Annotated in this window: 17 protein-coding genes and 1 pseudogene; 15 read left to right on the plus strand and 3 right to left on the minus strand. The window is 53.9% G+C overall.

Features of this window, described 5'->3' with window-relative positions; all coding sequences use genetic code 11:
• The first annotated feature begins 13 nt into the window (after nucleotides 1-13).
• Complete coding sequence (locus POTG_RS05835; protein ID WP_050769702.1) at nucleotides 14-1165, plus strand: HD-GYP domain-containing protein; 1152 nt, start codon at nucleotides 14-16, stop codon at nucleotides 1163-1165.
• 69 nt (nucleotides 1166-1234) lie between these two features.
• On the opposite strand, the gene POTG_RS24225 is transcribed toward POTG_RS05835, so the two are convergent.
• Complete coding sequence (locus POTG_RS24225) at nucleotides 1235-1390, minus strand: hypothetical protein (protein ID WP_198136168.1); 156 nt, start codon at nucleotides 1388-1390, stop codon at nucleotides 1235-1237.
• 240 nt (nucleotides 1391-1630) lie between these two features.
• Between POTG_RS24225 and POTG_RS05840 the strand changes: the two genes are divergently transcribed.
• Together POTG_RS05840 and POTG_RS24650 are read left to right on the plus strand one after the other, a co-directional pair.
• On the plus strand, nucleotides 1631-2434 hold the full coding sequence (locus tag POTG_RS05840; RefSeq protein ID WP_009223891.1) for a formate/nitrite transporter family protein: 804 nt from the start codon (nucleotides 1631-1633) through the stop codon (nucleotides 2432-2434).
• A 53-nt stretch (nucleotides 2435-2487) separates the two neighbouring features.
• On the plus strand, nucleotides 2488-2625 hold the full coding sequence (locus POTG_RS24650; RefSeq protein WP_260071538.1) for an EAL domain-containing protein: 138 nt from the start codon (nucleotides 2488-2490) through the stop codon (nucleotides 2623-2625).
• Nucleotides 2626-2696: 71 nt separating this feature from the next.
• Here POTG_RS24650 and POTG_RS05845 read toward each other — a convergent pair whose 3' ends face one another.
• On the minus strand, nucleotides 2697-3896 hold the full coding sequence (locus POTG_RS05845; RefSeq protein WP_009223893.1) for an ROK family protein: 1200 nt from the start codon (nucleotides 3894-3896) through the stop codon (nucleotides 2697-2699).
• Between the two features lie 237 nt (nucleotides 3897-4133).
• On the opposite strand from POTG_RS05845, the gene xylA reads away from it, so the two are divergent.
• The 12 genes and pseudogenes from xylA to POTG_RS05905 all read left to right on the plus strand — a co-directional run bounded on the left by xylA (nucleotide 4134) and on the right by POTG_RS05905 (nucleotide 25396).
• Nucleotides 4134-5450 (plus strand): xylose isomerase, encoded by a 1317-nt coding sequence (xylA, locus tag POTG_RS05850; protein ID WP_036644393.1) that lies wholly within the window; start codon nucleotides 4134-4136, stop codon nucleotides 5448-5450.
• A 106-nt stretch (nucleotides 5451-5556) separates the two neighbouring features.
• The gene (xylB, locus tag POTG_RS05855; protein ID WP_009223895.1) at nucleotides 5557-7053 is read left to right on the plus strand and encodes a xylulokinase; all 1497 of its coding nucleotides are present in this window, start codon (nucleotides 5557-5559) and stop codon (nucleotides 7051-7053) included.
• A gap of 146 nt (nucleotides 7054-7199) precedes the next feature.
• Nucleotides 7200-9023, plus strand: a pseudogene (locus POTG_RS05860) (sensor histidine kinase).
• A complete protein-coding gene (locus POTG_RS05865) occupies nucleotides 9016-10545 on the plus strand; it encodes a response regulator transcription factor (protein ID WP_009223897.1) in 1530 nt (509 codons plus the stop codon). The pseudogene POTG_RS05860 and the gene POTG_RS05865 overlap by 8 nt, the downstream one beginning before the upstream one ends.
• A 199-nt stretch (nucleotides 10546-10744) precedes the next feature.
• Nucleotides 10745-12238 (plus strand): ABC transporter substrate-binding protein, encoded by a 1494-nt coding sequence (locus tag POTG_RS05870; protein WP_009223898.1) that lies wholly within the window; start codon nucleotides 10745-10747, stop codon nucleotides 12236-12238.
• Between the two features lie 83 nt (nucleotides 12239-12321).
• Nucleotides 12322-13251, plus strand: a complete 930-nt coding sequence (locus tag POTG_RS05875; protein WP_009223899.1) for an ABC transporter permease — start codon at nucleotides 12322-12324, stop codon at nucleotides 13249-13251.
• Nucleotides 13252-13275: 24 nt separating this feature from the next.
• Nucleotides 13276-14193, plus strand: a complete 918-nt coding sequence (locus tag POTG_RS05880) for a carbohydrate ABC transporter permease (protein ID WP_009223900.1) — start codon at nucleotides 13276-13278, stop codon at nucleotides 14191-14193.
• 107 nt (nucleotides 14194-14300) lie between these two features.
• A complete protein-coding gene (locus POTG_RS05885) occupies nucleotides 14301-16601 on the plus strand; it encodes a glycoside hydrolase family 3 N-terminal domain-containing protein (RefSeq protein WP_036644396.1) in 2301 nt (766 codons plus the stop codon).
• A 5-nt stretch (nucleotides 16602-16606) separates the two neighbouring features.
• Nucleotides 16607-19726 carry an alpha-mannosidase gene (locus tag POTG_RS05890; RefSeq protein ID WP_009223902.1) on the plus strand — a complete coding sequence of 1040 codons (3120 nt, stop codon included), beginning with the start codon at nucleotides 16607-16609 and terminating at the stop codon, nucleotides 19724-19726.
• Nucleotides 19727-20193: 467 nt separating this feature from the next.
• Nucleotides 20194-21513 (plus strand): glycoside hydrolase family 125 protein, encoded by a 1320-nt coding sequence (locus POTG_RS05895; protein WP_036644398.1) that lies wholly within the window; start codon nucleotides 20194-20196, stop codon nucleotides 21511-21513.
• Between the two features lie 91 nt (nucleotides 21514-21604).
• Entirely contained in the window at nucleotides 21605-22603 is a 999-nt protein-coding gene (locus POTG_RS05900) for a glycoside hydrolase family 130 protein (protein ID WP_009223904.1), read from the plus strand.
• A gap of 57 nt (nucleotides 22604-22660) precedes the next feature.
• Nucleotides 22661-25396 (plus strand): alpha-mannosidase, encoded by a 2736-nt coding sequence (locus tag POTG_RS05905; protein WP_009223905.1) that lies wholly within the window; start codon nucleotides 22661-22663, stop codon nucleotides 25394-25396.
• A gap of 614 nt (nucleotides 25397-26010) precedes the next feature.
• Here POTG_RS05905 and POTG_RS05910 read toward each other — a convergent pair.
• The gene (locus tag POTG_RS05910) at nucleotides 26011-26868 is read right to left on the minus strand and encodes a sugar phosphate isomerase/epimerase family protein (protein WP_009223906.1); all 858 of its coding nucleotides are present in this window, start codon (nucleotides 26866-26868) and stop codon (nucleotides 26011-26013) included.
• Nucleotides 26869-26953: the final 85 nt, after the last annotated feature.

Here is a 26953-nt window from a genome sequence, read left to right on the forward strand (position 1 = left end):
AAGAGGTGATGTCATGAGACAGGTTGATGTCAGATTGCTCGAACCCGGTGATGTCTTGGCCGAGCCAATAGTGAATCAATACGGGATGACGATGCTTGGGGCGGGAACTGCATTAACGGAGAACCTTATTGCTCGTCTGAAGAAGCTGGGGATTCAAACCGCGATCGTCCGCAACAAGGAATTGGATGGTTCCTTCCAAGAGGTCGATGTGAAGAAGCAATCTTCGATGTTGAAGTTCCAAGACCTCAAGGAGAAACGCGAGGCACGAAAGGAAATCCGGCAAATGCTGGTCCGTTTGGCTGACTCCGATCTGGGATTGGGGCGCCTGTCCACTCCTCACGTGGATGAGCAGTTTCGCCGGATGTTCCGCAACATCCTGTACGATATCACCAGTCATGAGCAAGTGCTCGACGGCTTGATTCGTCTGCAGCAAAACGATCCTTACCTGCTTGATCATTCCTTTCATGTCACGGCGTATTCCGCTATTCTTGGCATCGCGGGTCAATACTCCGGTGCGGAAATGATCGACCTTTGTGTAGGTGCGTTGCTGTTTGATATCGGAATGACGGAACTGCCGTCCCACATCATCCGGCGTCCCGGCAGCTTGACCGGAGCCGATCGTGAGGCGTTGCGGCGTCATCCGGAGGCAGGCTTCCAGATCATGTGCGAGATGCAAGGTGTATCGAGGCGTTCGGCCTTATGTGCGCTGCAGCATCATGAGCGATATAACGGGACAGGCTATCCTTCCCGCCTCAAGCATCATGAAATCGATGAATACGCCCAGATCGTGGCGATTGCCGACACTTATCACGCGTTGATCTCTCGCCGGAACTACCGACTGGCCTATACTCCCGGCGAAGCGATTGAATATTTGCTCGCTGCAGGGGATCGTTATTTCAGCCTCGAATTAATTCAGAAGTATTTACGTCATATCAGTATTTACCCCCTTTCCTCCATCGTAAAACTTAGCAGCGGCCAGTTAGGCGTCGTAACCTCTTTGGATTCCAACTTGGTACACCGACCGACGCTGAAGATCATTCGGGAAGCGGACGGTTCAGAAGTAAAATCACCTTATGAAATTGATCTCATGCGCAAAACGGACTTGGTGATTACGGAAATCATGGAGAATGACGAGGCAGGGCTGCAGTTGTCCGCAAGAGCTTAACTCTTGACAAGATGCAAAAAAAGCGAGCTTAGGTGGTCCCTAAGCTCGCACTTATTTTAATAGGGTTGACTACTTGACGTCGGTTACCTCGGACTGCATCATTTCCAGCTTGCGGATTATCTCCTTTTGCCACTGGCGGTCGCCCAAATGGGCGGCAAGATTGAGCAGATCCAAGTAGTCATCGATGTCCAGCCTTGTCTTTCTGCGGGCGGCTAACAATCTCATGGGCATTCTCTCCTCTTACGCTGTTGTTCGTTGGATAAACCAGGCCAGCTCCGAATTAATAATGATAATCATTATCACATAATCCTAATTTTTATTATGCACAAATCCGTATCGCTTGTAAATAGCAGTAATACCGTTTATTTTAGATTTAAACGAAAATGGTGTATGATGGATGGCCGTAACCAAAGAGGGATAAGCTAACCTCAAACGAACACCAAGCATGAATAAACGGGGGGCGTTATGGAGACAGAATCGCTGTTAAAAGTTGAGGAATTGGCAATCAAGAAATATAAAATCTTTATGCAAAGCCATCTCCGGTATATTGCTAGAGCGATGCTGGCGAGCATGTTTATCGGGTTTGGGGTGATCGTTGCGTTCAAGAGCGGGAACTTCCTCTACCTGGAGCATTCGCCGCTGACCTATCCGATGGCCGCCGTGACCTTTGGCGCTGCGATTATCCTCATCGCATACGGGGGCGGGGATCTATTTACCGGAAATACGTTCTATTATACATACGCGGCTTTAAGAAAACGGCTGAAATGGCTGGATGTCACCAAGTTATGGGTATTCAGCTACCTCGGCAATATCCTGGGCGCAGCCGCATTCGCCTTATTGATTTACTTGACCGGCTTATTTGCCGACGCTTCGGTGAATAGTTTCCTGCTGAGCGTGGTCGAACATAAAATGACTACCCCAATCACGGAATTGTTCTTCCGCGCAATTCTTTGTAACTGGCTGGTATGTCTGGCTTTTTTCATTCCGATGGCGCTCCAAGGGGATGGGGCGAAGATGTTTGCGATGATGCTGTTCGTCTTCTGCTTCTTTATCTCCGGCTACGAACATAGTATTGCGAATATGTGCACCTTTGCCATCGCTTTGGTGCTGGACCATCCCGCCACGATCTCGTTTGGCGGCGTTCTCCACAACCTGATTCCCGTGACGCTTGGCAATTTGGTTGGCGGGGTGCTGCTGATGGGCTTTATGTACTATTTTGCCAACAAGCCGTATTTGGATGCGGAGGATGCTTCCGGTACGTCGAAATAAGTACAGGTTCAGTCAGACATCTTCTCATAGGGAGGTGTCTATGGCTGCAGGTCATTGCCGAAGGCGTGGAGACGGAGCAGCAAATGGAGCATGTGCGCCGCGCGAAATGCGATATCATTCAGGGGTACTATATCAGCAAGCCGCTTCCGGAGGCGGGGGGTGCGCGATTTGCTGCGAAGCTTCCGGCCTGATCAGATGACATAAAAATAACCCGCAGACTCGTGGAATAGAGACACGATGCTGCGGGTTATTGCTTTTTGGATCAAAGACCGGCCGTTGAGCTGCTTTCTTGCACAGGAACGGGATCCGGTTCACTCAGAAACGCAGTAATCGGCATGGAGGCGGCGCCGAGTGCTGTCGATCGGATGCCTAAGTTGGCGAAGGCGACTCCGGACTTCTTCCGGTGGTAGGATAAGCTGCGGTTCTCGATGGTGCGCAGCATCGCATCCTGGATGAGGTCACCGGCTAGCGACAGACGGTTGCCGATAACGATCAGCTCCGGATTGAGGATGTTGACCAAATTGGCCAATCCAACGCCAAGCTGGGCACCGATTTCATTCAGGAGCTCTATCGCCCGGGAATCGCCGCTGTGGGCCAGTTGAATCATCTCCTCCAAGTCGGGGTGCTTATCCCCCCACAGCTTGGCGGCCCGGTCAAGCAACGCCTTCTCCGAGGCGAGCGTCTCCCAGCAGCCGCGGTTGCCGCAGCGGCAGAGCGGGCCGTTCTCGGCGATGGTCATATGACCAACCTCGCCGGAGAAATTCGACGTGCCGCGGTACAGCTCGCCGCCGACGATAATGCCGGAACCGATGCCGATGCCGATGCTGAGGTAGATCAAATTTTGGGCCTCGCGTCCGGCCCCAAAGAGCTTCTCGCCAATCGCGCCGGCATTGGCCTCGTTATCAATATGAAGATTGGCCCCGAACTCGGAGGCCAGCGGTTCGTATAATTCAACTTTGTTCCAGTCCAGGTTGGGCGCGGAGATCACCCGGCTCTTGTCGTCGACGAGCCCTGGTACGCCAATGCCGATCCCAACGATCCCGTACGGGGATTCGGGCAGCTGCTCTTTAAACTGGCGGATCGTTTGGCGAATCTGTTCCAGCACGTGTTCCGGACTGAAGTCGCTAAGCGGCACCAGTTTTTCCTGAAGCACGTGGCCCTCCAGATCAACCAGCACAGCCAGTAAATCATTGACGCGGATGTCGATGCCAATGGCATACCCGGCACTACGGTTGAAGAGCAGTAATGTCGGCTTCCGCCCGCCGCTGGATTCGCCGGGGCCGATCTCGGTAACCAGATGACTGTCGATCAACTCGGAGACGAGGGACGATACGGTCGCCTTGTTCAAGCCAATCGCAGCGGAGATATCCGCACGAGACAAGGGTTGACGCTGACGAATCGTATCCAGGACGATCGTTTTATTCATTTTTTTGATCAGCTGTTGGTCGCCTGTGATTTTCATATAAACTCCCTCGTTCTACCCAAGCCTCTCGGCATGGCAAAATTGTGTCTATACGCATCATAACATAAACGTCCCAGGTAAAATCAACAACTTTGTTAGTTTACTAGACAAACTAAGTGGAACGTGATACGATCTAGGTGTAGACGGCATGCTCGCATTAGTAAATGGGCATGCTACTTAAAATCGACAGGATGTAAAGGCTTACTTAAATTAAATCTCTGGTGGGAGGAATTCGTGGTGAGTTATTTCAAGAACATTAGCAAAATTCAGTATGAAGGCGCAGGTTCCGACAATCCGCTGGCATTTAAACATTATAACGAGAATGAAGTTGTACTCGGCAAAACAATGAAGGAGCATCTGCGTTTCGCAGTAGCTTACTGGCACACGTTGACAATGAACGGCAGCGACCCTTTTGGTCAAGGCAACATGATTCGTCCTTGGGAAACGGTAAGCGGTATGGATCTGGCGAAAGCCCGTGTAGAAGTTAACTTTGAATTCCTGGAGAAACTCGGCGCTCCGTATTTTTGCTTCCATGACGTGGACGTTGCTCCAGAAGGTGCGACCCTTAAAGAATCCAATGAAAATCTGGACGTCATCGTCGCTAAAATCAAAGAAGGCATGAAGCAAACCGGCGTGAAGCTGCTTTGGAACACAGCTAACATGTTCTCCAACCCGCGTTACGTACATGGCGCTGCAACGACTTCCAATGCTGACGTCTTCGCTTATGCTGCAGCTCAAGTGAAGAAAGGTCTGGAAACCGCTGTTGAGCTGGGCGCTGAAAACTATGTATTCTGGGGCGGCCGTGAAGGTTACGAGTCCCTGCTGAACACAGATATGGCTCTGGAACTCGACAACCTGGCGAGATTCTTCCAAATGGCCATCGATTATGCAAAAGAAATCGGCTTCAAAGGTCAATTCCTGATCGAGCCGAAACCAAAAGAGCCTACGAAACACCAATACGATTTCGATGCTGCTACGACAATTGCATTCCTGCAAAAATACGGCTTGCAAGACCACTTCAAGCTGAACCTGGAAGCAAACCATGCGACGCTGGCCGGCCATACGTTTGAACACGAGCTGCGCGTAGCCCGCATCAACAACATGCTGGGTTCGATCGACGCGAACCAAGGCGATATGCTGCTCGGCTGGGATACCGACGAATTCCCAACAGACCTGTATGCCGTAACGCTGGCGATGTATGAAATCCTGAAAAACGGCGGCTTGGGCTCCGGCGGGGTGAACTTCGACGCGAAGGTAAGACGTACTTCCTTCGAACCGGAAGACCTGTTCTATGCTCATATTGCGGGTATGGACACCTTCGCGAAAGGCTTGAAAGTAGCCGGCAAAATGATCGAAGACAACTTCATCGAAAACCTGATTGAAGAACGTTATGCTAGCTTCAAATCCGGCATCGGCGCGGATATCGTGTCCGGCAAAGCAAACTTCAAAACGCTGGAAGCTTATGCTCTGGAGCACAGCCATATCGTGAACAAATCGAACCATCTCGAACTGGTGAAAGCCCGCCTGAACGAATACATTTTCGGCACGAAATAAGCGTAGAGAGACACTTGTTAAACAACCTATCCAAAAGGGGACGCCTGCCGTCCCTTTTTGTGGTATAAGGCCCCCTTTGGGGGACATGCGAAGGGAGAGTATCGCAATGAAGTATGTGATTGGCATCGATTTGGGGACCAGCTCGGTGAAGACGTTGCTCGTGAACCAAAACGGCGAGATCGCCGGGGAGGCGTCTGCAGCTTATCCGCTGATCCAAGAGCGTCCGGGGTACAGCGAACAAAATCCGGAGGAATGGGTCAAAGGGACGATTGCTTGTTTGCAGCAGCTGCTGAAGGAAAGCGGCGTAGCTGCCGAAGACATCGAGGGTGTCTCCTTCTCCGGTCAAATGCACGGCTTAGTGCTGCTTGATGAGCAGAACAACGTGCTGCGCAACGCGATTTTGTGGAACGATACCCGGACAACAAAGCAATGCCGTCAAATTGAAGCGAAGCTGGGCGACAAGCTGCTCGACATTACGCGCAACGCTGCGTTGGAAGGGTTTACGTTGCCAAAAATCCTTTGGGTGCAGGAGCATGAGCCGGAGTTGTTTGCCAAAGCCGCGCGTTTCGTACTGCCGAAGGATTATTTGCGTTACCGCATGACCGGCCAAGTGCAAATGGAAATCTCCGACGCGGCGGGAACGCTGCTGCTGAACGTGCCGGAAGGCAAGTGGAGCGAGGAGATCGCTGCCGCCTTCGGGCTTCCGGCTGGCTTCTGCCCGCCGATTGTGGGCAGCACCGAGTTTACCGGCACGCTGCTGCCGGAATTTGCCGCCGAGTCCGGCCTGGCGGCTGGCACGAAGGTGTTTGGCGGCGGCGCTGACAACGCCTGCGGCGCGGTTGGCGCAGGTATCGTCCGTAAAGGTGACGCGCTGTGCAGCGTGGGTACGTCTGGCGTGGTGCTGACCTACGAAGAAGACAAGAACAAGGATTTTGCCGGCAAGGTGCATTTCTTTAACCATGCGCATCCGGGCGCTTTTTACGCGATGGGCGTGACGTTGGCCGCAGGGTATTCCTTGAGCTGGTTCAAGGAATCGCTGGCGCCGGAGCTTAGCTTTGACGAGCTGCTGAAGCCGGTGGGCGACATTCCGCCGGGTTCGGAAGGGCTGCTGTTCACCCCGTATCTGGTCGGGGAACGCACGCCGCATGCGGACAGCGTCATTCGCGGCAGCTTCATCGGCTTGTCCGGCACGCATCGCCGGGAGCATCTGGCCCGCGCGGTAATGGAAGGCATCACCTTCTCGCTGCAGGAGTCGTTTGATCTGTTCGACGCGGCCGGCATCGAGGTTGAACGCGTGATTTCCATCGGCGGCGGCGCGAAGAATCCGGTCTGGCTGCAAATGCAGGCCGATATTTTCGGTAAGCCGGTTGTGGCGCTCAAGAACGAGCAAGGCCCGGCGATGGGCGCGGCGATGATGGCTGCTGTCGGCAGCGGCTGGTTCGGCAGCTTGAAAGAATGCGCCGATGCCTTCATCGGGTATGCGAAGACCTATGAGCCGATCCCGGCTAATGTGGAGAAGTACGCCCGCTTATTCAATCTGTATCAGCAAGTTTATGCAGCAACCCGCTCGCTGAACGAAGGGCTGCAGGAATTCCGCGGATAAGCTTGCACAAGGATCTGCCCATAAACGCCTGTTCCCATGGGGAATAGGCGTTTTTCAATTTGGATATGGTGCTGCTGAGCCAAGAACTGCAAACCCATGCAGTGCCAAAGGCATGGTATAATTGACCTTGTGCGAGGAGGGAAGACATGTTCATCCGGAGCATCTACCGCAATTACTTCAAGAACAATTTGTTCATGAAGATTCTTTTGTTTTTTTCAGTCATCACCATCGTTACGATTATTACTTTTTCGTATTTGATGTTTATGTTTATGTCAGAGTCCGCGGTACAGAGACAACTGGACATTTAGAAGCGGGCAATCGAAAGTGTCAGCGATTACATTGGCAGCAAATACGAATCCGTACAGGCAATGGTACGGGGCATTTATCGTGACGAGGAGTTGGCCTCGAACACTTCTTTTTTCTTGGAGCATCCGTATCAGGATTACGTGAATTACCGCTTGGACCGTTTTTATACGGAAAATAATTCGTCAACCGACACCGTTCTGTATTTCCGTAACGTGGTCGACGACGATCCGGACATTCGCAGTTTGATGTTATATAGCGCAGATCTGCAACAGTTATATGTTTTTGGCAGCGATAAGCAATTTAAGATTATCCCTACCAATCAGGCCCGATCCTTCATCCCTGATGTGATGTATCAGGAGGAAGGCGTGAACGTGGGAGCCGCTAACATCTGGGTGCGCAAAACGGTGGGCCTGCCAGATCTCCCGATGTATTCGGTCCGCATCCCCATCAATAATAAGCAATCGCTTCGCAACATCGGGCAGCTCGACGTGTATTTCGATACCGACAAGGTATGGGGCAGCCTCGCGATGTACGAAGATGAACTCAAAGGATCCATCTTGGTGCTGTCCGCTGATGGCAGCGTATTATTTGATTCCTCCGGAACCTATTATGATCAGAAATACCCGTATGCCGAACAAATTAATTCTATGTACGATACCGGGGTGCTGGGTGAAGGGCTGATTGCCACTAAGCTGACGCAAAGCCAGGGAGGTTACACCGTACTCAGTACCGTTCCAAAAGAGGAGCTGGCCAAAACTTATCACGGACTCCGCAACACGATCTTTACCATCAGCTCCATTTGCATTTTGTTTGCGATCCTGATCCCGGCGCTGTTTATCAGCAATTTCGCCAAACGCACGCGAAATATTATTCGGTTTACCCGCAGAGTTCGCAACGGGGATCTCACCGCACGGATCGACGAGTTCCGGGAGGACGAGCTGGGGCAGATCTCCAAGAGCTTTAATGACATGCTGGACGAGCTGAATGTATACATCGACCGGGTGTTCAAAGCGGAGATTAAGCAGCAGCAAACCGAGCTCGTTGCGTTGCAGGCGCGGATCAATCCGCACTTCCTGTACAATACGCTGGAGGTTATCCGGATGCGGGCCGTTTCCCAAGGCGCGAAAGATGTGGGCGAGATGATCTACAGCTTGTCCGTCCTGTTCAAAAGCATGGTGCAGCAAAAGAAGAACTACACCCTTAAGGACGAACTGGAAGCTTGCCGATTATATCTAGAGTTGTTCCGTATCCGTTACCGGGATCGCTTTAGCTATGAGATTCAAGCCGACCCTTCGCTTCTGGGCAAAGCGATCGTCCGTTTGTCCCTGCAGCCTATCGTGGAGAACTATATCGTCCACGGCATCCAAACCGACCAAAGCGACAACCGGATTAAGATCGAGGTGCGGGAAGACGGGGATTCGCTGGTGGCCGTGGTCAAGGATAACGGGAAGGGAATCGATCCCGACCGGCTGGCGGAAATCCATCGGGAGCTGGAGCGGGAAGAAGAAACCGGGCAAATGTTTGGACTTCGCAGCGTACATTCGCGGCTGCGTTTCCTGTACGGCCCGGACTACGGAATCAAGATCGAGAGCACGCCCGGCACCGGGACAACCATCACAGTTCGTTTTCCGAATCGGGAAGGAATGGAGGGGGAAGATGTATAAGGTATTTATCGTCGATGACGAACCGTTCATCATCGAAGGCTTATACGATATCGTGGACTGGCCGCAGTTTGGCTTGGAAATTGTCGGACACGCAGAGAACGGCCAGCAGGCGCTGGACGCCCTTGCTACGAAGCCGGTGGATGTATTAATCACGGACATCTCCATGCCGGTCATGAACGGGTTAACGCTGATTTCCGAGGCGCGGAAGCTGCACAAGGAATTGAAGGTCATTATTTTGAGCGGATTTAACGAGTTTGATTACCTCAAAGAGGGCATGAAGCTTGGCATTGAAAACTACCTGCTGAAGCCGATTAATGTTGAGGAGATGGAATCGACGCTGCGCAACACGGTGCAGAAGCTGGACAGCGTGGATACAAACGGACTCTACGACGCCTATGATATCCAAATCCTGAAGGACAACACGCTTTACCGCTGGCTGAACGGGCAGATGGCGGCTGCGGAATTCGAGGAGCGAGCCGAGCTGCTGGGCTTGCATTTGCAGGGGCCTTATGTTGCGGTGGCGATGCTGCGCACCGAAGGCAACTCGGCCGAAGTATTTGATCGCGCTGAACGTTACCTCAAGGCGTGGCGGGGAATCACCCTATTCCACGATGTAGATGGCGATATTGGAATCGTGGCTTCCCTTCCTGCCGGGGCAGAGGAGAAGCGGACTTTTGCCGAACTGATGGAGCATCTGTCCCTGGAATTGTCAGTCATGAACCAGACGATTCAAATGGGCGTAGGTAATGTGGGACGGTTGCCTGAAGCGGCATCTCTCAGCTATAAGCAAGCCAAGCGTGCCCTTGAATATTACTTGATTTATCCGGAACGGCGGACGATGGAATACAAGCAGCTAGAGAGTACCCGCGCCGGCGGCGTATTGGAGAGCGGCTATCCGCTAGGCTGGGACGATTACGCCAAGTTGATTTTGGCGAAGGATAAGGATGGATTAAGAAAACGGATTTGCCAAGATTTCGAGCGGTTGAAGCAGACGGAGGGCATTCGTCCCGAGGATGTGCAGAATATCGCCTTGGAACTGGTGGTCCGCTTTAAAATGGAGCTTCAGCATATTAAATATACGGAAGAGACAGACTTGTTTAAGAACACGCTTCAACGTGTCCAGCGCTGTGATTCGTTTCAAGAGCTGGTCCAAAGTCTCGTAAATTTGGCGGAGGAGACGGTTGGTTCGCTTCTACAGGATGCTAAGAATCCGGTGGTGCATCAGGTGTTGAACTACATCGACTCGCATTACGCCGACGAACTGTCGCTCAAAACGCTGGGCGCGCAATACCATATTCATCCGGTGTATCTCGGGCAGTTATTTCACAAGGAGACGGGGATGTCCTTTGCCGAGTATATTAACAAGTACCGGATCGAAAAGGCGAAGCAACAACTCAAAAATACCAATCTCAAAGTGCACGAAATCGCGCGGAGCGTGGGCTACTGGGAGATCGGTTATTTCTATAAGCAGTTCCGGAAATACGTGGGGATCTCCCCCACCGACTTTAAGGCACTGCATTAGATCGAATAGGGGAGGGTACCCTGGAGCAAGGAGATTTTTAACCACCTAAATCGGTTGGTTTTCCTTGGTTCCGGGGTATTGTCCTTTTCTTTAATTTGTACCTTAATTTTTTAAGTTTATCTTCTTTTTGTAATGGCTTTCATTCGGTAAGGTTAGGTTAGTCGAACAAAACAAAAGAGATTCAAAAGGGAGGATCAGCATGAGTAAAAGCAAAAGAAGTTTTTCTTTCGTCCTTGCCACTCTGATGGCCATGGTGCTTGTTCTGAGCGCATGCGGCGGAAGCAAGAACGCGGACAGCGGCAGCAACAGCGGAGCCGCAGCGGGCAACTCGGAGGAACCGGTTAACCTGATTTGGTACACGATCGGTACGCCTCAAAAAGACGTAGACCGCGTAATGGAAGAAGTCAGCAAGTACACCAAAGAGAAAATCAATGCAACAATTACGATGAAAATGATCGACTGGGGCGACTACGCACAAAAGATGCAAGTGAACGTCGCTTCCGGTGAACCGATGGATATCATCTTCACTTCCGCAGGTGGTTTCGACTACGTGCAAAACGCTAGAAAAGGCGCGTTCCTGCAACTGGACGAGCTGCTCGAGCAATATGGACAAGACCTGAAGAACACTATCGACCCTGCGTTCTTGGAAGGCTCCAAAGTCGACGGGCATAACTACGGGATCCCGGCGAACAAAGAACTTCCGCAACAAGAAGTATGGCGCTTCAACAAAACGTTCTTGGACAAGTATAACCTGGACATCTCGAACGTTCGTTCCTTGGAAAGCATCGAGCCATTGTTGAAAACGATTAAAGAAAATGAACCGGGCGTAACGCCGTTCGCAATGAACAAAGAATACGTTCCGTATGTTCCTTACGATTACATTATTCAAAACCTGCCGATGGCGGTAAAACTGGATACGACCGATTATAAAATCGTAAACATCCTGGAAACGCCGGAAATGCAAGAAGCTCTGAACTTGATGCACAAGTACTATAAAGCAGGTTACGTAGCTCCGGAAGCGGCTACAACTGGCTCTACCAGCGACCTGATGACTTCCGGTCAATGGTTCATGGACCGTGCACAAACCCAGCCGCTGGCGGATAACCTGTGGTCTGCAAGCTACGGCTACCCTGTAGTATCTACACCGGCAAGTGACGCGATTATCACGAACACTTCCGTACAAGGTTCGATCATGGCGATCTCCGCGAACTCCGAACATCCGGAGAAAGCAATGGAATTCCTGAACCTGCTGAACACCGATCCGGTGCTGCGCAACATGGTTGACTCCGGTATCGAAGGCGTTCACTACAAGAAAATCGATGACACCCACTACGAAAACCTGGCAGAATCGAAAAACTACGACATGCCTTCGTACTCTTTGGGTAACAACATGCTCCTGTACTTGAATGCCAACGACCCAGACGACAAATGGGAGCAATTCAAGAAGTTTAACGCAGAAGGCGTGAATTCGCCAATCCTGAGCTTCAACTTCGACAGCACGAAAGTAGCTACCGAAATGGCCGCTGTACAAAACGTAAAAGAGCAATTCTGGTCCTCGTTGATGACGGGTACGGTTGATCCGGCGGAATACCTGCCAAAAGCAATCAAAAAATTCAAAGAGGCAGGCCTGGACAAGGTGATTGCTGAAGCCCAAGCTCAGCTCGATGCCTGGAGAGCTGAAAACAACAAGTAATCATTATAGAGATAGAGAGGGATCGGGCGGGTGATAGTTGCGCCCGATCCTTTTTCATTATTTTTCGACAGGAGGGGAACATCATGGCTGCATTTTTCAAAAACCTGCTTAAGAATAAAGTCATGTTATTTATGGTGTTGCCGGGTGCCGTTTGGTTTTTCTTCTTCTCGTACCTTCCGCTGGTCGGTACGATTACGGCGTTTAAGCAATACCGCTTCAGCCGTGACGGATTCTGGGCGAGTATCGCGCGGAGTGAGTGGGTAGGTTGGGAAAACTTCAAGTTCCTGTTCAGTACAAACGATGCCTTTACCATTACCCGCAACACGTTGTTATACAACCTTGCTTTTATTTTCATTGGACTCATCCTTTCCGTGGCGATGGCGATTCTGTTGTCTGAGCTGGTCGGCAAGACCATGGCCAAAGTGTATCAAACCGGGATGTTCCTGCCCTACTTCCTTTCCTGGGTTATCGTCGGCTACTTTGCGTTCAGCTTCCTGAGCATGGACCGGGGGATGATTAACCAGATTTTAGGTTGGTTTGGCGTGGAGCGAATTAACTGGTATTCGGAGCCAAAATATTGGCCTTATATTTTGATATTCGTCAACCTATGGAAAACGATCGGCTACAACAGTGTCGTTTACCTGGCTTCGATCATGGGTATCGACAAATCGCTTTATGAAGCGGCGATGATTGACGGTGCGACCAAATGGCAGCAAATCCGCAACATCACGGTTCCCCTGCTCTCCCCAATCATCATTATCATGACACTGCTGGCGGTAGGGCGGATCTTCTACGCCGACTTCGGCTTATTCTACCAAGTGCCAAGAGATTCGGGTACGCTCTATCAAGTCACGAACGTCATCGACACTTACGTATACCGCGGTCTAAAAACAACCGGGGAAATCGGCATGAGTACGGCGGCCGGTCTTTATCAATCGGTGGTAGGCTTTATTCTCGTCATGGTTTCTAACTTCATCGTGCGCAAAATGGATAAAGACAGCGCCCTATTTTAAAACAGCTGAAAGGAGTGTCAAGGTATGGCGGAGATGGCTAGAAAAAGCAAAGATTTTCATCATGTCTCTCGCGGCTGGAACGCCGTATTGCACCTGATCGCCGGTATTTTTTCGTTTATGTGTGTGTTTCCCTTTATCTTTGTTGTGATTATTTCCTTTACCGATGAGAAGACGCTGGCAACAGACGGTTACCGGCTGCTGCCGGCCAAATGGAGTCTCGAAGCTTACCGCTTCGTGTTTGAGAGCGGCGACTCTCTGCTTCGTTCGTATGGCGTAACGATCGTTGTCACGCTGGTAGGTACGATCCTTAGCTTGGCAATGATTGCGCTTTATGCTTACGCGATTTCTCGGAAGAGCTTCCGGTACCGGAGATTTTTCTCCGTATTTGCGATTGTGACCATGCTGTTTAACGGAGGGATGATTCCAACCTATATGGTGGTATCCCAACTGATGGGTCTGAAAGATACGTTGTGGGCGCTAATTTTGCCGCTTGCAATGAATGCGTTCTACATCATGATCTTACGTACGTTTTATAGTACAAGCGTTCCTGAAGCAGTTATTGAATCGGCGCGGATTGACGGTGCCGGCGATTTCTATATTTTCCTGCGGATCGTCTTGCCGCTGTCGCTCCCAGGTCTTGCTACGATCGGCTTGTTCAGCACGCTGGGTTACTGGAACGACTGGTTTAACGCACTTCTGTATATCGACAATCCGAATTTGGTGCCGCTGCAGTCGATGCTGATGCGGATCGAATCGAGTATTGCGTTTATTCAGCAAAACTCGCAGAACACTTCGCTTAGCTTGGCCGCGATGCAATCTATTCCGCAGGACACTTCGCGGATGGCGATGGTCGTGCTGGCAACGTTGCCAATTATTTTTGCATATCCGTTCTTTCAACGGTATTTTGTACAAGGACTTACGGTAGGCGCTGTCAAAGAATAAATATAGCTTCATCCAACCTTCTCGATGCTGAAAAGTGAATTTTCTAGTTTGAATCATTTTTGAACTCTTTTGGAATCAAGGAGAAAAATGAAAGGAGCGAGGTGGAGATGTTGCTATATAAAGACAGCTCGAAGCCCATCCCGGAACGAGTAGAGCATTTGCTCGGGCTGATGACATTGGAAGAAAAGGCCGGCCAGCTGGTTCAGCCCTTCGGCTGGCAGACCTATGAGCATAAAGATGGAGAGATTAAGCTGACCGAAGCGTTTAAGGCGCAGGTGAAAAACGGCGGCGTCGGTTCGTTATACGGCGTACTGCGCGCCGATCCGTGGACGGGCGTGACGCTGGAAACCGGCTTGTCGCCGCGCGAAGGTACGGAGGCGGTGAACGCCATCCAGCGGTACGCCATCGAGAACTCGCGCCTCGGCATCCCGATTCTGATCGGGGAAGAGTGCTCGCACGGCCATATGGCCATTGGCGCCACGGTGTTTCCGGTACCGCTGTCGCTCGGCAGCACCTGGAACGTGGAGCTGTATCGCGAGATGTGCCGGGCGGTGGCCCGGGAGACGCGCGCCCAGGGCGGCGCGGTCACGTATTCTCCAGTCCTCGACGTTGTGCGTGATCCCCGCTGGGGCCGGACCGAAGAATGCTTTGGCGAAGACGCTTATTTGATCAGCGAAATGGCCGTGGCTTCGGTCGAAGGCTTGCAAGGGGAGAGCTTGGACGGAGAGGACAGCGTGGCGGCTACGCTGAAGCACTTCGTCGGCTACGGCAGCTCCGAGGGCGGCCGAAATGCCGGCCCAGTCCATATGGGACGGCGCGAACTGCTGGAGGTCGACCTGCTGCCGTTCCGCAAGGCGGTGGAAGCCGGTGCGGCTTCGATCATGCCGGCCTACAACGAGATCGACGGCGTTCCATGTACGACCAATGAGGAATTGTTGGACGGCGTCCTGCGCGGCGAGTGGGGGTTTGACGGCATGGTCATCACCGACTGCGGCGCGATCGACATGCTCGCCTCCGGCCACGATGTGGCAGAGGACGGACGGGACGCGGCGATCCAAGCGATCCGCGCGGGCATCGATATGGAGATGTCCGGCGTGATGTTCGGCAAGCATCTGGTGGAGGCGGTACGGTCGGGACAGCTGGAGGAGGAAGTGCTCGATCGCGCGGTACGCCGCGTATTGACGCTGAAATTCCGCCTCGGGCTGTTTGAACGTCCGTACGCCGACCCAGAGCGGGCCGAGCGGGTGATTGGCAGCGCGGAACATGTGGAGCTGGCCCGGCAACTGGCCAGCGAAGGCGTTGTGCTGCTCAAGAACAAAGACGGCGTGCTGCCGCTGTCGGCGGACGCCGGTACCATCGCCGTTATCGGGCCGAACGCTGATGCGGGGTACAACCAGCTGGGCGACTACACCTCGCCACAGCCGCGGTCCAAGGTTACGACCGTGCTCGGCGGAATCCGCAGCAAGCTGGCTGAAACGCCGGAACGGGTGCTGTATGCGCCGGGCTGCCGGATCAACGGCAATTCCCGGGAAGGTTTTGACGTGGCGTTGTCTTGCGCGGAGAAGGCGGATACGGTGGTTATGGTCGTGGGTGGCTCAAGCGCACGGGACTTTGGCGAGGGGACCATTGACCTTCGCACCGGCGCTTCCAAAGTGACCGACAATGCGGAGAGCGACATGGATTGCGGCGAAGGCATTGACCGCATGAACCTCAGCTTATCCGGCGTACAGCTGGAGCTGATTCAAGAAATTCATAAATTGGGTAAGCCGCTCGTGGTGGTTTATATCAACGGACGGCCGATTGCCGAGCCGTGGATCGACGAGCACGCCGATGCGATCCTCGAAGCCTGGTATCCGGGGCAAGAAGGCGGGCATGCGATCGCCGACATCCTCTTCGGCGACGTGAATCCATCGGGACGTCTGACGATCTCGATTCCAAAGCATGTTGGACAGGTTCCGGTCTACTACCACGGCAAACGTTCGCGGGGCAAACGGTATCTGGAAGGCGATTCGCAGCCGCGTTATCCGTTTGGGTACGGACTGAGCTATACCGAATTCACCTATAACAATTTAAAGCTGGAGTCCGATACGATTAATAAGGACGGCTCAACGAAGGTGACGGTTGAAGTGACGAACGTCGGCGAACGTGCTGGTGCGGAAGTCATTCAACTGTATATTACCGATGTTGCAAGTAAGGTAACCCGGCCGGCGAAGGAGTTGAAAGGCTTCCGTAAAATATTCCTGCAACCGGGCGAGACCCAGACCGTGGAATTTACGGTCGGTCCAGAGCAGCTGCAATACATCGGCCAGAATTATAAACCGGTGGTGGAGCCGGGCGAATTCCGGGTGCACGTCGGCAAGAACGTAAATGATACGCTGAGCGCCAATCTCTTTGTGCGGGAGGATTAATTGATATGGAACGCATCAGACGTTTTATCCGGGAACTATCGGAAGCCCAGTGGCTGGATCAAATCCAGCTGCGCGGGTGGGAGATCACTTCTTCCGTATACCAGGTTCCCGGCAGCTACACGAAGGAAACTGAATATTCGGAGGGACAAGCCTTCGAGCGCTTCCCTAGCACGCAGGGAACCACGTATTTCTTCCGTACCCAGCTGGAGATTCCGAAAGGGTGGCGCGGCGGGCAGGTGGGCCTCATCTTTGCCTCCGGCGGCGAAGGGCTGCTGCGCATCAATGGCAAATCGGCCCAGGGCCTGGACCGGAACCATACGTTCGTGACGCTTCCGCAGGAGTTGGGACAAGGCCCGCTCTCGCTGGAAATCGAGCTGTATGACCCGATCCCTGAACCGGTGGATCCGCTGAACCAACAAGCGGTGATTCAGCCGCCGATTTCGCGGATCGACAGCCGTCTGGTACTGGTGAACCGGCCGGTGCAAAGCTTGATGTATACGGCAACGGTTGTCCGCGATGCCACGGTGCTGCTGCCGGAACAGGATTTTCGGCGCACCCGCCTGATCGAGGCGCTGTATGCCGCCATGGACGGGTTCGTGGCGCTGGACAAGGAAGCGATTCGCGAGGGTGGAGCGATTACCGAGCTGGAACAGCGGCTCACCGAGCGGGTGAAGGCGATCGGCGGCAATGCCGAAGGCCTGATCCACATGGTCGGCCAGTCGCATATCGACATCGCCTGGCTGTGGCCGGTGCGGGAGACGGTGCGCAAGACGAGCCGGACGTTCTCGACGGTTGATGCGCTGATGCGCGAATACCCGGAATACCGCTACACCCAAAGCCAACCGCTGCTGTTCGCCTTCCTGAAAGAGAACGACCCCGAGTTGTACGAGCGGGTGAAGGCACGGATCAAGGAGGGGCGCTGGGAATTGGTTGGCGGCATGTGGGTAGAGCCGGATTTGAACCTGCCAAGCGGCGAATCGCTGATGCGGCAGATGCTGTACGGGCAACGTTTCTATCAGGAGGAGTTCGGCTTCACCTCGGAGATTGAATGGCTGCCAGACACGTTTGGTTATTGCGCATCATTGCCGCAAATTTTGAAGCATGGCGGGATTCGCTATTTTATGACGACCAAGCTTGGCTGGAACGACACTAACGTATTCCCGTACGACCTGTTCCATTGGGTCGGCATTGACGGTACGCCAATGCTGTCGTATCTGAACCACGGCGTAAATGAAAATACGTTGCCGAAGGACGTTCACGATCACTGGCAATCGTATCGCCAAAAAGCGGTCCATCCGGAGCAAATGCTGCTTTACGGACATGGCGACGGCGGCGGCGGGGTGACCCGTGAAATGCTGGAGTACATTCACCGCGCTGATCTGATGGTAGGTCAGCCGGCAAGCGAATATAGCACGGCAGCGGAGTTCTTTGCTGGCATCGAAGCAGCGCAGCCGAAATTGCCGGCATGGCACGGCGACCTGTACCTTGAATTGCACCGGGGGACGTATACGACCCACGGGCGCAACAAGCGCAGCAATCGCAAAGCGGAGATCCTGTACCGCGAGGCGGAGCTATGGAACGCGTTGGCCGCTCCGGCGATGCTGAAGGATCAGCAACGCGAGGCGCAAAGAACGCTGCAGGAGGGCTGGAAGCTGATCCTGTTGAACCAGTTCCACGACATCATTCCGGGTTCGGCGATTACCGAAGCGTACGAGACATCGACGAAAGAATATGGAGAGATTTTTGAGAAAGGAAACGCCGGGCTGCGTCAGGGCCTGACGACTTTGGCTGAACGGGTATCGACCACGGGCGAAGGTACGCCGTACATCGTCTTTAACAGCCTAGGCTGGACGCGCGATGTGATCGTGTCCCTTCCGGAACAAGCTTATCGGAGCGGCGCGGCTGCATACGACGAGCAGGGGACACGGCTTGAACTGGATGTGCGGACGGATCTTGGCGGAGAAACCGCGGCTTGGGTCCGCGTGCCGGAGGTTCCGGCGTTTGGCTACAAGACGATTTGGCTGCGGAACGAAGCGGGAGCAGTTGCCCGAACTAAGGCGGATTCCCTGGACGGAAGCCAAGCGTTCCAAGGCGAGTGGGAAACGGAGTTCTACCGCCTGAAATTTAACGACCGCGGCGAGATCGTCAGCCTGTGGGATAAGGAAGCCGGACGGGAGATCGTGAAATCCGGGGAAAGCGCAAACCGCTTCCACTTCTATCACGACCGTCCTACGCTGTGGGATGCTTGGGACATTGACCCGCGCTATGAACAGCAACCGGCCGGCGAGGCTGTATTGCTGGAGAGCGGTCTGGTTGCAAGCGGGCCCGTCCAAGACGTACTGCGCTTCCGCTGGAGTATTGGTCAATCGGAAATCACGCAGGATCTGATTCTGTATCATCACAACAAGCGGATTGATTTCCAAACGAAGGTGAATTGGAACGAAGCTCACAAGCTGCTGAAGGTTGGGTTCCCGATCGACCTCGTTACGGACAAAGCGACTTACGAAATTCCGTTCGGGGCGCTGGAACGTCCAACACATCGCAATACGAGCTGGGAGCAGGCGCAATTTGAGGTGTGCGGACACCGGTTCGCCGACGTTTCCGAACGCGGATACGGCGTCAGCCTGCTAAATGACTGCAAATACGGCTACGACATCCAAGGCAGCACGATTCGCCTGTCGCTGCTGCGGGCGCCAAAATGGCCGGACGTGACCGCCGATCTGGGCGAGCATGAATTTACGTATTCGCTGTACCCGCACCAAGGCGACTGGCAGACTGCGCACACGGTGCGCGCGGCGGCAGAGCTCAACCATGCGCCGGCAGTATGGGCGGCAGAATCGCATGAAGGCTCGCTGCCTTCCACCGGGGCGTTGCTCGGGTTTACAGGCGAGCACGTGGTGCTCGACACGGTGAAACTGGCCGAGGACGGCGACGGCGTGATCCTGCGCCTGTACGAATCGGCAGGCGGCCGCGAACGCGTGGCGCTAAATTGGAACGAGCCGGTTTCGGCGGCGTTCCGGTCCGACGCTTTGGAGCGGGAGCTGGAGCCGATTACGCTGGCGGACGGAGGGCGGATCGAGCTCGATTTTGCCCCGTATGAAATTAAGACGCTGAAGTTGAAGTAATGGGTGAAGATGGGTTGGTGCACGTTGGCAGCGGGAAGTCAGCTCGCAAGTTAACGGGATGGTTAGCAAGATAGTCAGAAGATAGTTGACGGGAACGTTAGCTGGAATGCTAGCAGGTTAGCAGGAATGCTAGCAGGTTAGCAGGAATGGTGGCAGGAAAGCTATCAGACTGTTAACTGGAAAAAGTACCGCTAATTCAGCCATTTTCTTAGGATGGATGTAATTTAACTGGAATTTCTACCGTTAATTTAACGAATTTTCGCCGACTTCGGCCAATGAGGCTAAATTAACTGTACGATTTACCGTTAAATGAACGATTTAGCGGGAAACTGGCGAATTAACAGTAGGATTTACCGTTAATTTGCAGATTGCCCGTCGCCCGCCAGCCCAACCGCCCTCAAGATCATAGAAGCGAAACGAAACGAAGCCAAATGAAATGACCTATAAAGGAGCGAGAAGACAAGCTCATGGAACAATTTAGACTCCCGAAAATACCGATGCCGCCGCTGGAATTGCCGCAATCCATTAAGGATGTACTGGCCGAGGCCGAAACGAAACTGGCGCATCGTCCGAAATTGCTGCAGCTGTTCAAGAATTGTTTTCCGAACACGCTCGAGACGACAACCAAGCTGATGGACGACGGAACCACCTTCGTCATCACCGGAGACATCCCGGCTTCTTGGCTGCGCGATTCCGTGGAGCAAGTAATCCACTATGTGCCGTTCGCCAAGAACGATCCCGATTTGCAGCGGATCATCAGCGGACTGATCAAACGCCATATTCATTATGTTCATATCGATCCGTACGCGAACGCATTTAACGAGTCGGCCAACGACTGGCACTGGAATACAACTGACGTGACCGAGATGTCCCCATGGGTGTGGGAGCGCAAATTCGAAATCGACTCCTTGTGCTTCGTGGTCCGCTTGGCCTACACGTATTGGAAGGAAACGGAGCAGACCGATATTTTTGATGCCGGCTTTAAATCCGCAATGCGGAAAATCTACGAAGTGTTCAAAACCGAGCAGCATCACTTCGAGAAATCGCCATATCGCTTTACCCGCAACAACGGAATCCCTACCGATTCCTTGCGGAACAACGGAATGGGCATGCCGGTGAACTATACGGGAATGATCTGGTCGGGCTTCCGTTCCAGCGACGACGCCTGCGATTTCCATTACAACATTCCGGGCAACATGTTTGCGGTTGTGGCGCTGCGTCAAATGCAGGAATTCGCCGAGTGGGTCTTCCGCGACATGGACTTCCTGGCCGAACTGAAGGAACTGGAGTTTGAGGTTGACCACGGCATTAAGCTGTACGGGATCTACCGCCATCCGGAATTCGGTCCGATTTACGCCTACGAAACCGACGGCTTTGGCAACTACTGCTTGATGGATGACGCCGGCACGCCGGGCCTCATGTCCATTCCGTACCTGGGCTACGTTAGCGCAGACGATCCGATTTATCAAAATACACGGCGTTTTGCCCTGAGCAAAGAGAATCCGTTCTACTTCGAAGGTAAAGCAGCCAAAGGCATCGGCAGCCCGCATACACCAGAGAATTACATCTGGCATATGGCCTTGTCGATGCAGGGGCTCACCGCGCAAACGAAGGAAGAGAAGCTGGAAATGATCGCAATGCTGGAGGCGACCGACGCCGGAACCGGCTACATGCATGAAGGCTTCCACGCCGACGATCCAAATACGTTTACGCGCAAATGGTTCGCTTGGTCGAACAGCTTGTTCTCGCAGCTGGTGTACCAGGCGATGCAGGAAGGTATATTGTAACGCATCGATCTGCAAGCGGCGCTGAAAGTGTCCGTTAGGATGCGAACGCGCCCCCAATTCATATCCCACATATCTCAAAGGAGACTTGACCATGAGCAAAATTATCGGCGAACCTTTAAAAAATATCCCTTGGCAAGACAAACCGGCCGGCTCGAATGCCCCGGTATGGCGTTACTCTCAAAACCCAATCATAGAGCGTCATGCGATCCCGAACTCCAACAGCGTGTTTAACTCCGCGGTCGTGCCTTTTGAAGGCGGATTTGCCGGTGTGTTCCGCTGCGATTCGCGTTCGGTCAGCATGGATATTTTTGCAGGATTCAGTGACGACGGCATCAACTGGAAAATCAACCACGAGCCAATCCAATTCGAAGGCGACGAGGAAGTGACCAAACGGGAATACCGCTACGACCCGCGCGTCTGCAAAATCGGCGACCGCTACTACATCACCTGGTGTAACGGCTACCATGGCCCAACGATCGGTATTGCGTACACGACGGACTTCAAGACGTTCCATCAGCTGGAAAACGCCTTTTTGCCGTACAATCGCAATGGTGTGCTGTTCCCGCGCAAGATCGGTGAACGTTACGCGATGCTCAGCCGCCCAAGTGACACGGGCCACACGCCGTTTGGCGATATTTTCTACAGCGAAAGCCCAGACCTGACCTTCTGGGGCAAACATCGCTATGTGATGGGTACGATTAACGGCGATGCTTCTGCATGGCAATCGAAAAAAATCGGCCCAGGACCGGTTCCGATCGAAACCGACCAAGGCTGGCTGCTGATCTACCACGGCGTCATCAATACCTGCAACGGCTTCGTTTACCGCATGGGCTGCGCCCTGCTGGACATCGACAAACCGTGGATCGTCAAAGCGCGTTCGCGTAACTATATCCTCGGTCCAGAAGAGCTGTACGAATGCGTCGGCGACGTGCCAAACGTGACGTTCCCTTGCGCCGCTTTGACTGACGCCGAAACCGGCCGGATCGCGATCTACTACGGCTGTGCGGATACAGTTACCGGCCTGGCCTTCACTACCGTGGACGAGCTGCTGAAGTACATGGAAGAATATCCGCTGGAGACAGAAGCGTGAGGAACAAAAGCTCATCTACAAAATTACAAACCACGGAGGAAAGCGGGGGTTAGAGAAATGAGCAAGCAAAGAACGGCCCATATCATCTCCCATACGCACTGGGACCGGGAATGGTATTTGCCGTACGAGAAGCATCACGTTCGTCTGGTTGAGCTGGTGGATGCGCTGCTCGATAAGCTGGACGGCGATTCGGCGTTCCGCAGCTTTTATCTCGACGGTCAAACGATCATCATCGAAGATTACTTGCAAGTACGACCGGAGAACAAGGAGCGTCTGGAAAAATACATCCGCGAAGGCCGCATCCTCATCGGACCTTGGTACATTTTGCAGGATGCGTTCCTAACGAGCGGAGAAGCGAATATCCGCAACATGCAAATCGGCCATCAGGACGCGTTAAAATACGGTGCGCCCGCGAAGATCGGCTATTTCCCCGACACCTTCGGCCTCGTCGGGCAAATCCCGCAATTGATGTTGCAATCCGGGATTCGTAACGCCTTTTTTGGCCGCGGCGTGAAGCCGACCGGCTTCAACAATACCGTATCCGACGGCGGGTATGAGTCCTCCTTCTCAGAGCTGATCTGGGAAGGACCGGACGGCTCCAAGGTGCTGGGGATCCTGTTCGCCAACTGGTATTCCAACGGCAATGAGGTGCCGGTGGACGAAGCGGAAGCGAAGGCGTTCTGGGATCGCAAGCTGGCGGATGCGGAGAAATACGCAGCCACCGGCGAGCTGCTCTTCATGAACGGCTGCGACCATCAGCCGCTGCAACTGGACCTGCCGGAAGCGATTCGTACGGCGGAGAAGCTGTACCCGGACACGAAGTTCATCCATTCGAACTTCCCGGATTATTTGCGCGAGCTGGAAGCGGCGCTGGAAGGCCGCGAGCTGTCCACCGTCAAGGGCGAGCTGCGCAGCCAGCGCACCGACGGTTGGGGGACGCTGGTGAACACCGCCTCCTCGCGCGTGTATCTGAAGCAGATGAACCAGGTCGGCCAGGCCTTGCTGGAAAAAGTCGCCGAGCCGCTCGCCTCGATCGCGAATCTGCTCGGGAAGGATTACCCGCATCACCTGTTTACGTATGCGTGGAAAACCTTGATGCAAAACCATCCGCACGACAGCATTTGCGGATGCAGCGTAGACGAGGTTCACCGCGAGATGGTCACCCGCTTCGCGAAGAGCCGCCACGTTGCTGAGGCGCTCATCGACGACAGCAAGCGGGTGATCGCGGATGCGGTGAACACCTCCGTCTTCGCCCAGTATGGCGAAGACCCGCTGCCGCTGGTCGTGTTTAACACGACCGGCTGGAGCCGCACGGGCACAGTGTCCATCGAGCTGGACGCTGCCCGCCTGTATTTGCGCGACGGCCTCGGCCTCGAGGAGACCGGCCGCCGCATGAAGGCGGTCGACCTGTCAGGCCGCGAGCTGGTCGACGAGCAGGGGAACACGGTGCCTTGCACGGTGGAGGATCTCGGGCTGCTGTTCGGCTATGATTTGCCGGACGACAAGTTCCGTCAGCCGTACATGTGCCGCCGCGTCAAGCTGACGTTCCAGGCTTCCGATGTGGCTGCGCTGGGTCTGCGCACCTATGCGTGGGTGCGTCGGAAATCGGCGGCAGCTGCCACCAAGCCGACCTCGTTGTTCACGGGCAACCGGGTCATGGAGAACGAGAACCTGAAGGTGGAAATTGCCGAAGACGGATCGTTTACATTGACCGATAAAGCGACGGGCCAAGTGTACCGTGATCTCGGCGTCTATGAGGACACCGGCGATATCGGCAACGAGTACATGTACAAACAGCCGGAAGGCGAAAAGCCGCTGACCACGAAAGGACTGGCTGCGCAAATCCGCATCGTAGAGGACGAACCGTACCGCGCTTCCGTGGAAATTTGCCATGACTGGGAGATCCCGGCGTCCGCTGATGAGAAGCTGGACGAAGAAATGCGCGAGCTGGTTTACTATCCGCACCGCAAAGCGCAGCGCAGCAGCAAGCTGACGACGCTGAAGCTGCGTACGGTCATTTCGCTGGAGGCGGCCGGCAAAGGCGTTCACATCGAGACGACAATCGATAACACGGCGAAGGATCATCGCATCCGTGCCTTGTTCCCAACTGACCTGAAAGCATCGGTCCATCAAGTGGATTCGATGTTTGAAATCGCCGAACGGAGCATTGAACCGGCACCGGAGTGGGAAAACCCAAGCAACACCCAACATCAGCAAGCGTTCGTGGACGTGAGCGGTGAAGGGGCCGGTCTGACCGTAGCCAACCTTGGCTTAAACGAATATGAAGTGCTGCGCGACGGCCGGAACACGATCGCCGTGACGTTGCTCCGCTCTGTGGGCGAGCTCGGCGACTGGGGCTTGTTCCCGACGCCGGAAGCACAGTGCCTGGGCGTGCACACCGCCCGGATGGAACTGATTCCGCATAACGGCGACGGCATTGCGTCCGGCGCGTTTACGGAAGCTTACCAGTTCCAGATTCCGTGGACGCTCAGCCAAACGGAAATGCACGAGGGAACCTTGTCCCCGTCGTATACACCGTTCCAATGGGAAGGCCAAGAGATGGCATTCTCCTCGCTCAAAATGAACGAGACGACCGGCGACCTGCTGCTGCGTTGGTTCAACATGAGCAAGCAAGCATCAGAGCTGACGCTCGGCCTGAACATCCCACATGAGCATTTCTATAAAACAACGATTCTCGAAGAAGAAGCGGCACCGCTGGCCAAGAACGCAGCAGGCAGCTTGTCCCTGCTAGCCGGCCCATGCGAGATCGTAACCATCGGAGTTCGCCGGTAATAATCAGGGGAACGCTTGAACCTGAACCGGGAAGTTAAGGATTAAAGGTTATCCTGCCATAACTTGTTATGTTATGGCGGGGTAACCTTTTTGTTTTGTCTTTGGGGCTTTTTTACGCGATTATCCCTTTTGTTCAGAGAGGTGATAGAGAAAGAGGAAGGAGGAAGGAGGATGAGGACGGCGAGTGAAGGGTGAAGGGTGAGTGGAAGGCACGAAGGAGTAGTGGAAGGCAAACGAAGGGGGGAGTGAAGAAAATGGGGGACCGATGATTAGGGTAGGGTCAAAGGAAGAGTATGGTTAGGGATGAGATTAGGGATGAGATTAGGGATGAAGTAAGGGATGAGGTAAGGGATCAGGGAAAAGGCGAGAGTGTGGGCGATGGGGATGGGGATGGTGGTGGCAAGAGAAGGTGAGCTAGAAGTGGCCATGGTTGATCTCTAGGTGGTCACCTGATTCAATGGGATAATCATGCAAAAGCTCCCGAACAGCAAGGGGCTACACCCTCCAGCATAAACAAACTAATAAAAAATGAGGCATACCAAAGTATACCTCACCTTACTGACACAACACTGTATACGAAATCGAGCGATGTGTCCGGGGAGTTCGAGTTGAGCCTATACCTCGTCCCAGATGCGCCGGACGTTGTCGAAGGCGATGCGGGTGCCTTGGCGGCAGTCCTCCATGCCTTCGTATTCAATGGAGAGGTAGCCGTCGTAGCCGGAAGCCTTCACGATGCGCAGGATCTCCCACAGGTCGAGATCGCCCTGGCCGGCGATGGCGCCGCGCAGGTACTGGCCGCCCGAGCTGCGGAACCAGCCGGCGCCGGGGTCGCGGTTTTCGGGCCGGATGTAGAAGTCCTTGACGTGGACCATTGAGGCGTAGCCGATGTTCTTTTTCACGGCGACGACGGGGTTCTCATCAACGCAAACGAAGTTGCCGACGTCAAGCGTCGTCTTGTAGTTTGGCCGGTCGACGGCATGGATCACCGCTTGCACCCGGTCAGTGGCCTGCACGTAGTAGCCATGGTTTTCCAGGCTGGTTGTGATGCCGTACTGTGCGGCGTAATCGGCGATTTCCCGGCAGGCGTTCGCGATCCGCGGCAGGTCCTCCTGGAACCGGATAATCGAGGTGTCCTGCCGGGAGGCGACGTCATGCCGCATCAGCTTGACGCCAAGCGCATGGGCATGGTCGACCTCGCGTTTGACGCGGGCGATCTCTGCCGCATAAGCCTCTTCCGAGTCGACGATGAAGTTGGCGCCGATCGCATAGTTGGACACGACGATGCCGGCCTGTACCGCGCGCTCGCGGATCCGCTCGATGAGACCCGGATCGTCGTTGAAGTTAAACCCCAGCGGCACGATTTCGATATGCTCGCCGCCGATGTCGGCGACCCAATCGATGACCTCCAGCAGCGTCATCGATCCGGCCTGCATCGCTTGATAGAGGCTGTATGAACTGACTCCCAGTTTCATGAAAGGTCCATCTCCTTTAGTGATAGTTCCAAGCTAACGGACTCCAGAAGCGTTATTTGCCCGTTTTGGGGCGATGAATTTATTT

Origin of the sequence: Paenibacillus sp. oral taxon 786 str. D14, assembly GCF_000159955.1 — a bacterium.
In the GTDB taxonomy this organism is placed as follows: domain Bacteria; phylum Bacillota; class Bacilli; order Paenibacillales; family Paenibacillaceae; genus Fontibacillus; species Fontibacillus phoenicis.

What these genes read in the sequence shown, in the direction of transcription:
- POTG_RS24225 (WP_198136168.1), bottom strand. Translation starts at nt 1,390, where the DNA reads ATGAGATTGTTAGCCGCCCGCAGAAAGACAAGGCTGGACATCGATGAC.
- xylB (WP_009223895.1), top strand. Translation starts at nt 5,557, where the DNA reads ATGAAGTATGTGATTGGCATCGATTTGGGGACCAGCTCGGTGAAGACG.
- POTG_RS05910 (WP_009223906.1), bottom strand. Translation starts at nt 26,868, where the DNA reads ATGAAACTGGGAGTCAGTTCATACAGCCTCTATCAAGCGATGCAGGCC.
- POTG_RS05870 (WP_009223898.1), top strand. Translation starts at nt 10,745, where the DNA reads ATGAGTAAAAGCAAAAGAAGTTTTTCTTTCGTCCTTGCCACTCTGATG.
- POTG_RS05845 (WP_009223893.1), bottom strand. Translation starts at nt 3,896, where the DNA reads ATGAAAATCACAGGCGACCAACAGCTGATCAAAAAAATGAATAAAACG.
- POTG_RS05885 (WP_036644396.1), top strand. Translation starts at nt 14,301, where the DNA reads ATGTTGCTATATAAAGACAGCTCGAAGCCCATCCCGGAACGAGTAGAG.
- POTG_RS05840 (WP_009223891.1), top strand. Translation starts at nt 1,631, where the DNA reads ATGGAGACAGAATCGCTGTTAAAAGTTGAGGAATTGGCAATCAAGAAA.
- POTG_RS05895 (WP_036644398.1), top strand. Translation starts at nt 20,194, where the DNA reads ATGGAACAATTTAGACTCCCGAAAATACCGATGCCGCCGCTGGAATTG.
- POTG_RS05905 (WP_009223905.1), top strand. Translation starts at nt 22,661, where the DNA reads ATGAGCAAGCAAAGAACGGCCCATATCATCTCCCATACGCACTGGGAC.
- POTG_RS05835 (WP_050769702.1), top strand. Translation starts at nt 14, where the DNA reads ATGAGACAGGTTGATGTCAGATTGCTCGAACCCGGTGATGTCTTGGCC.
- POTG_RS05880 (WP_009223900.1), top strand. Translation starts at nt 13,276, where the DNA reads ATGGCGGAGATGGCTAGAAAAAGCAAAGATTTTCATCATGTCTCTCGC.
- POTG_RS05865 (WP_009223897.1), top strand. Translation starts at nt 9,016, where the DNA reads ATGTATAAGGTATTTATCGTCGATGACGAACCGTTCATCATCGAAGGC.
- POTG_RS05875 (WP_009223899.1), top strand. Translation starts at nt 12,322, where the DNA reads ATGGCTGCATTTTTCAAAAACCTGCTTAAGAATAAAGTCATGTTATTT.
- POTG_RS05890 (WP_009223902.1), top strand. Translation starts at nt 16,607, where the DNA reads ATGGAACGCATCAGACGTTTTATCCGGGAACTATCGGAAGCCCAGTGG.
- POTG_RS05900 (WP_009223904.1), top strand. Translation starts at nt 21,605, where the DNA reads ATGAGCAAAATTATCGGCGAACCTTTAAAAAATATCCCTTGGCAAGAC.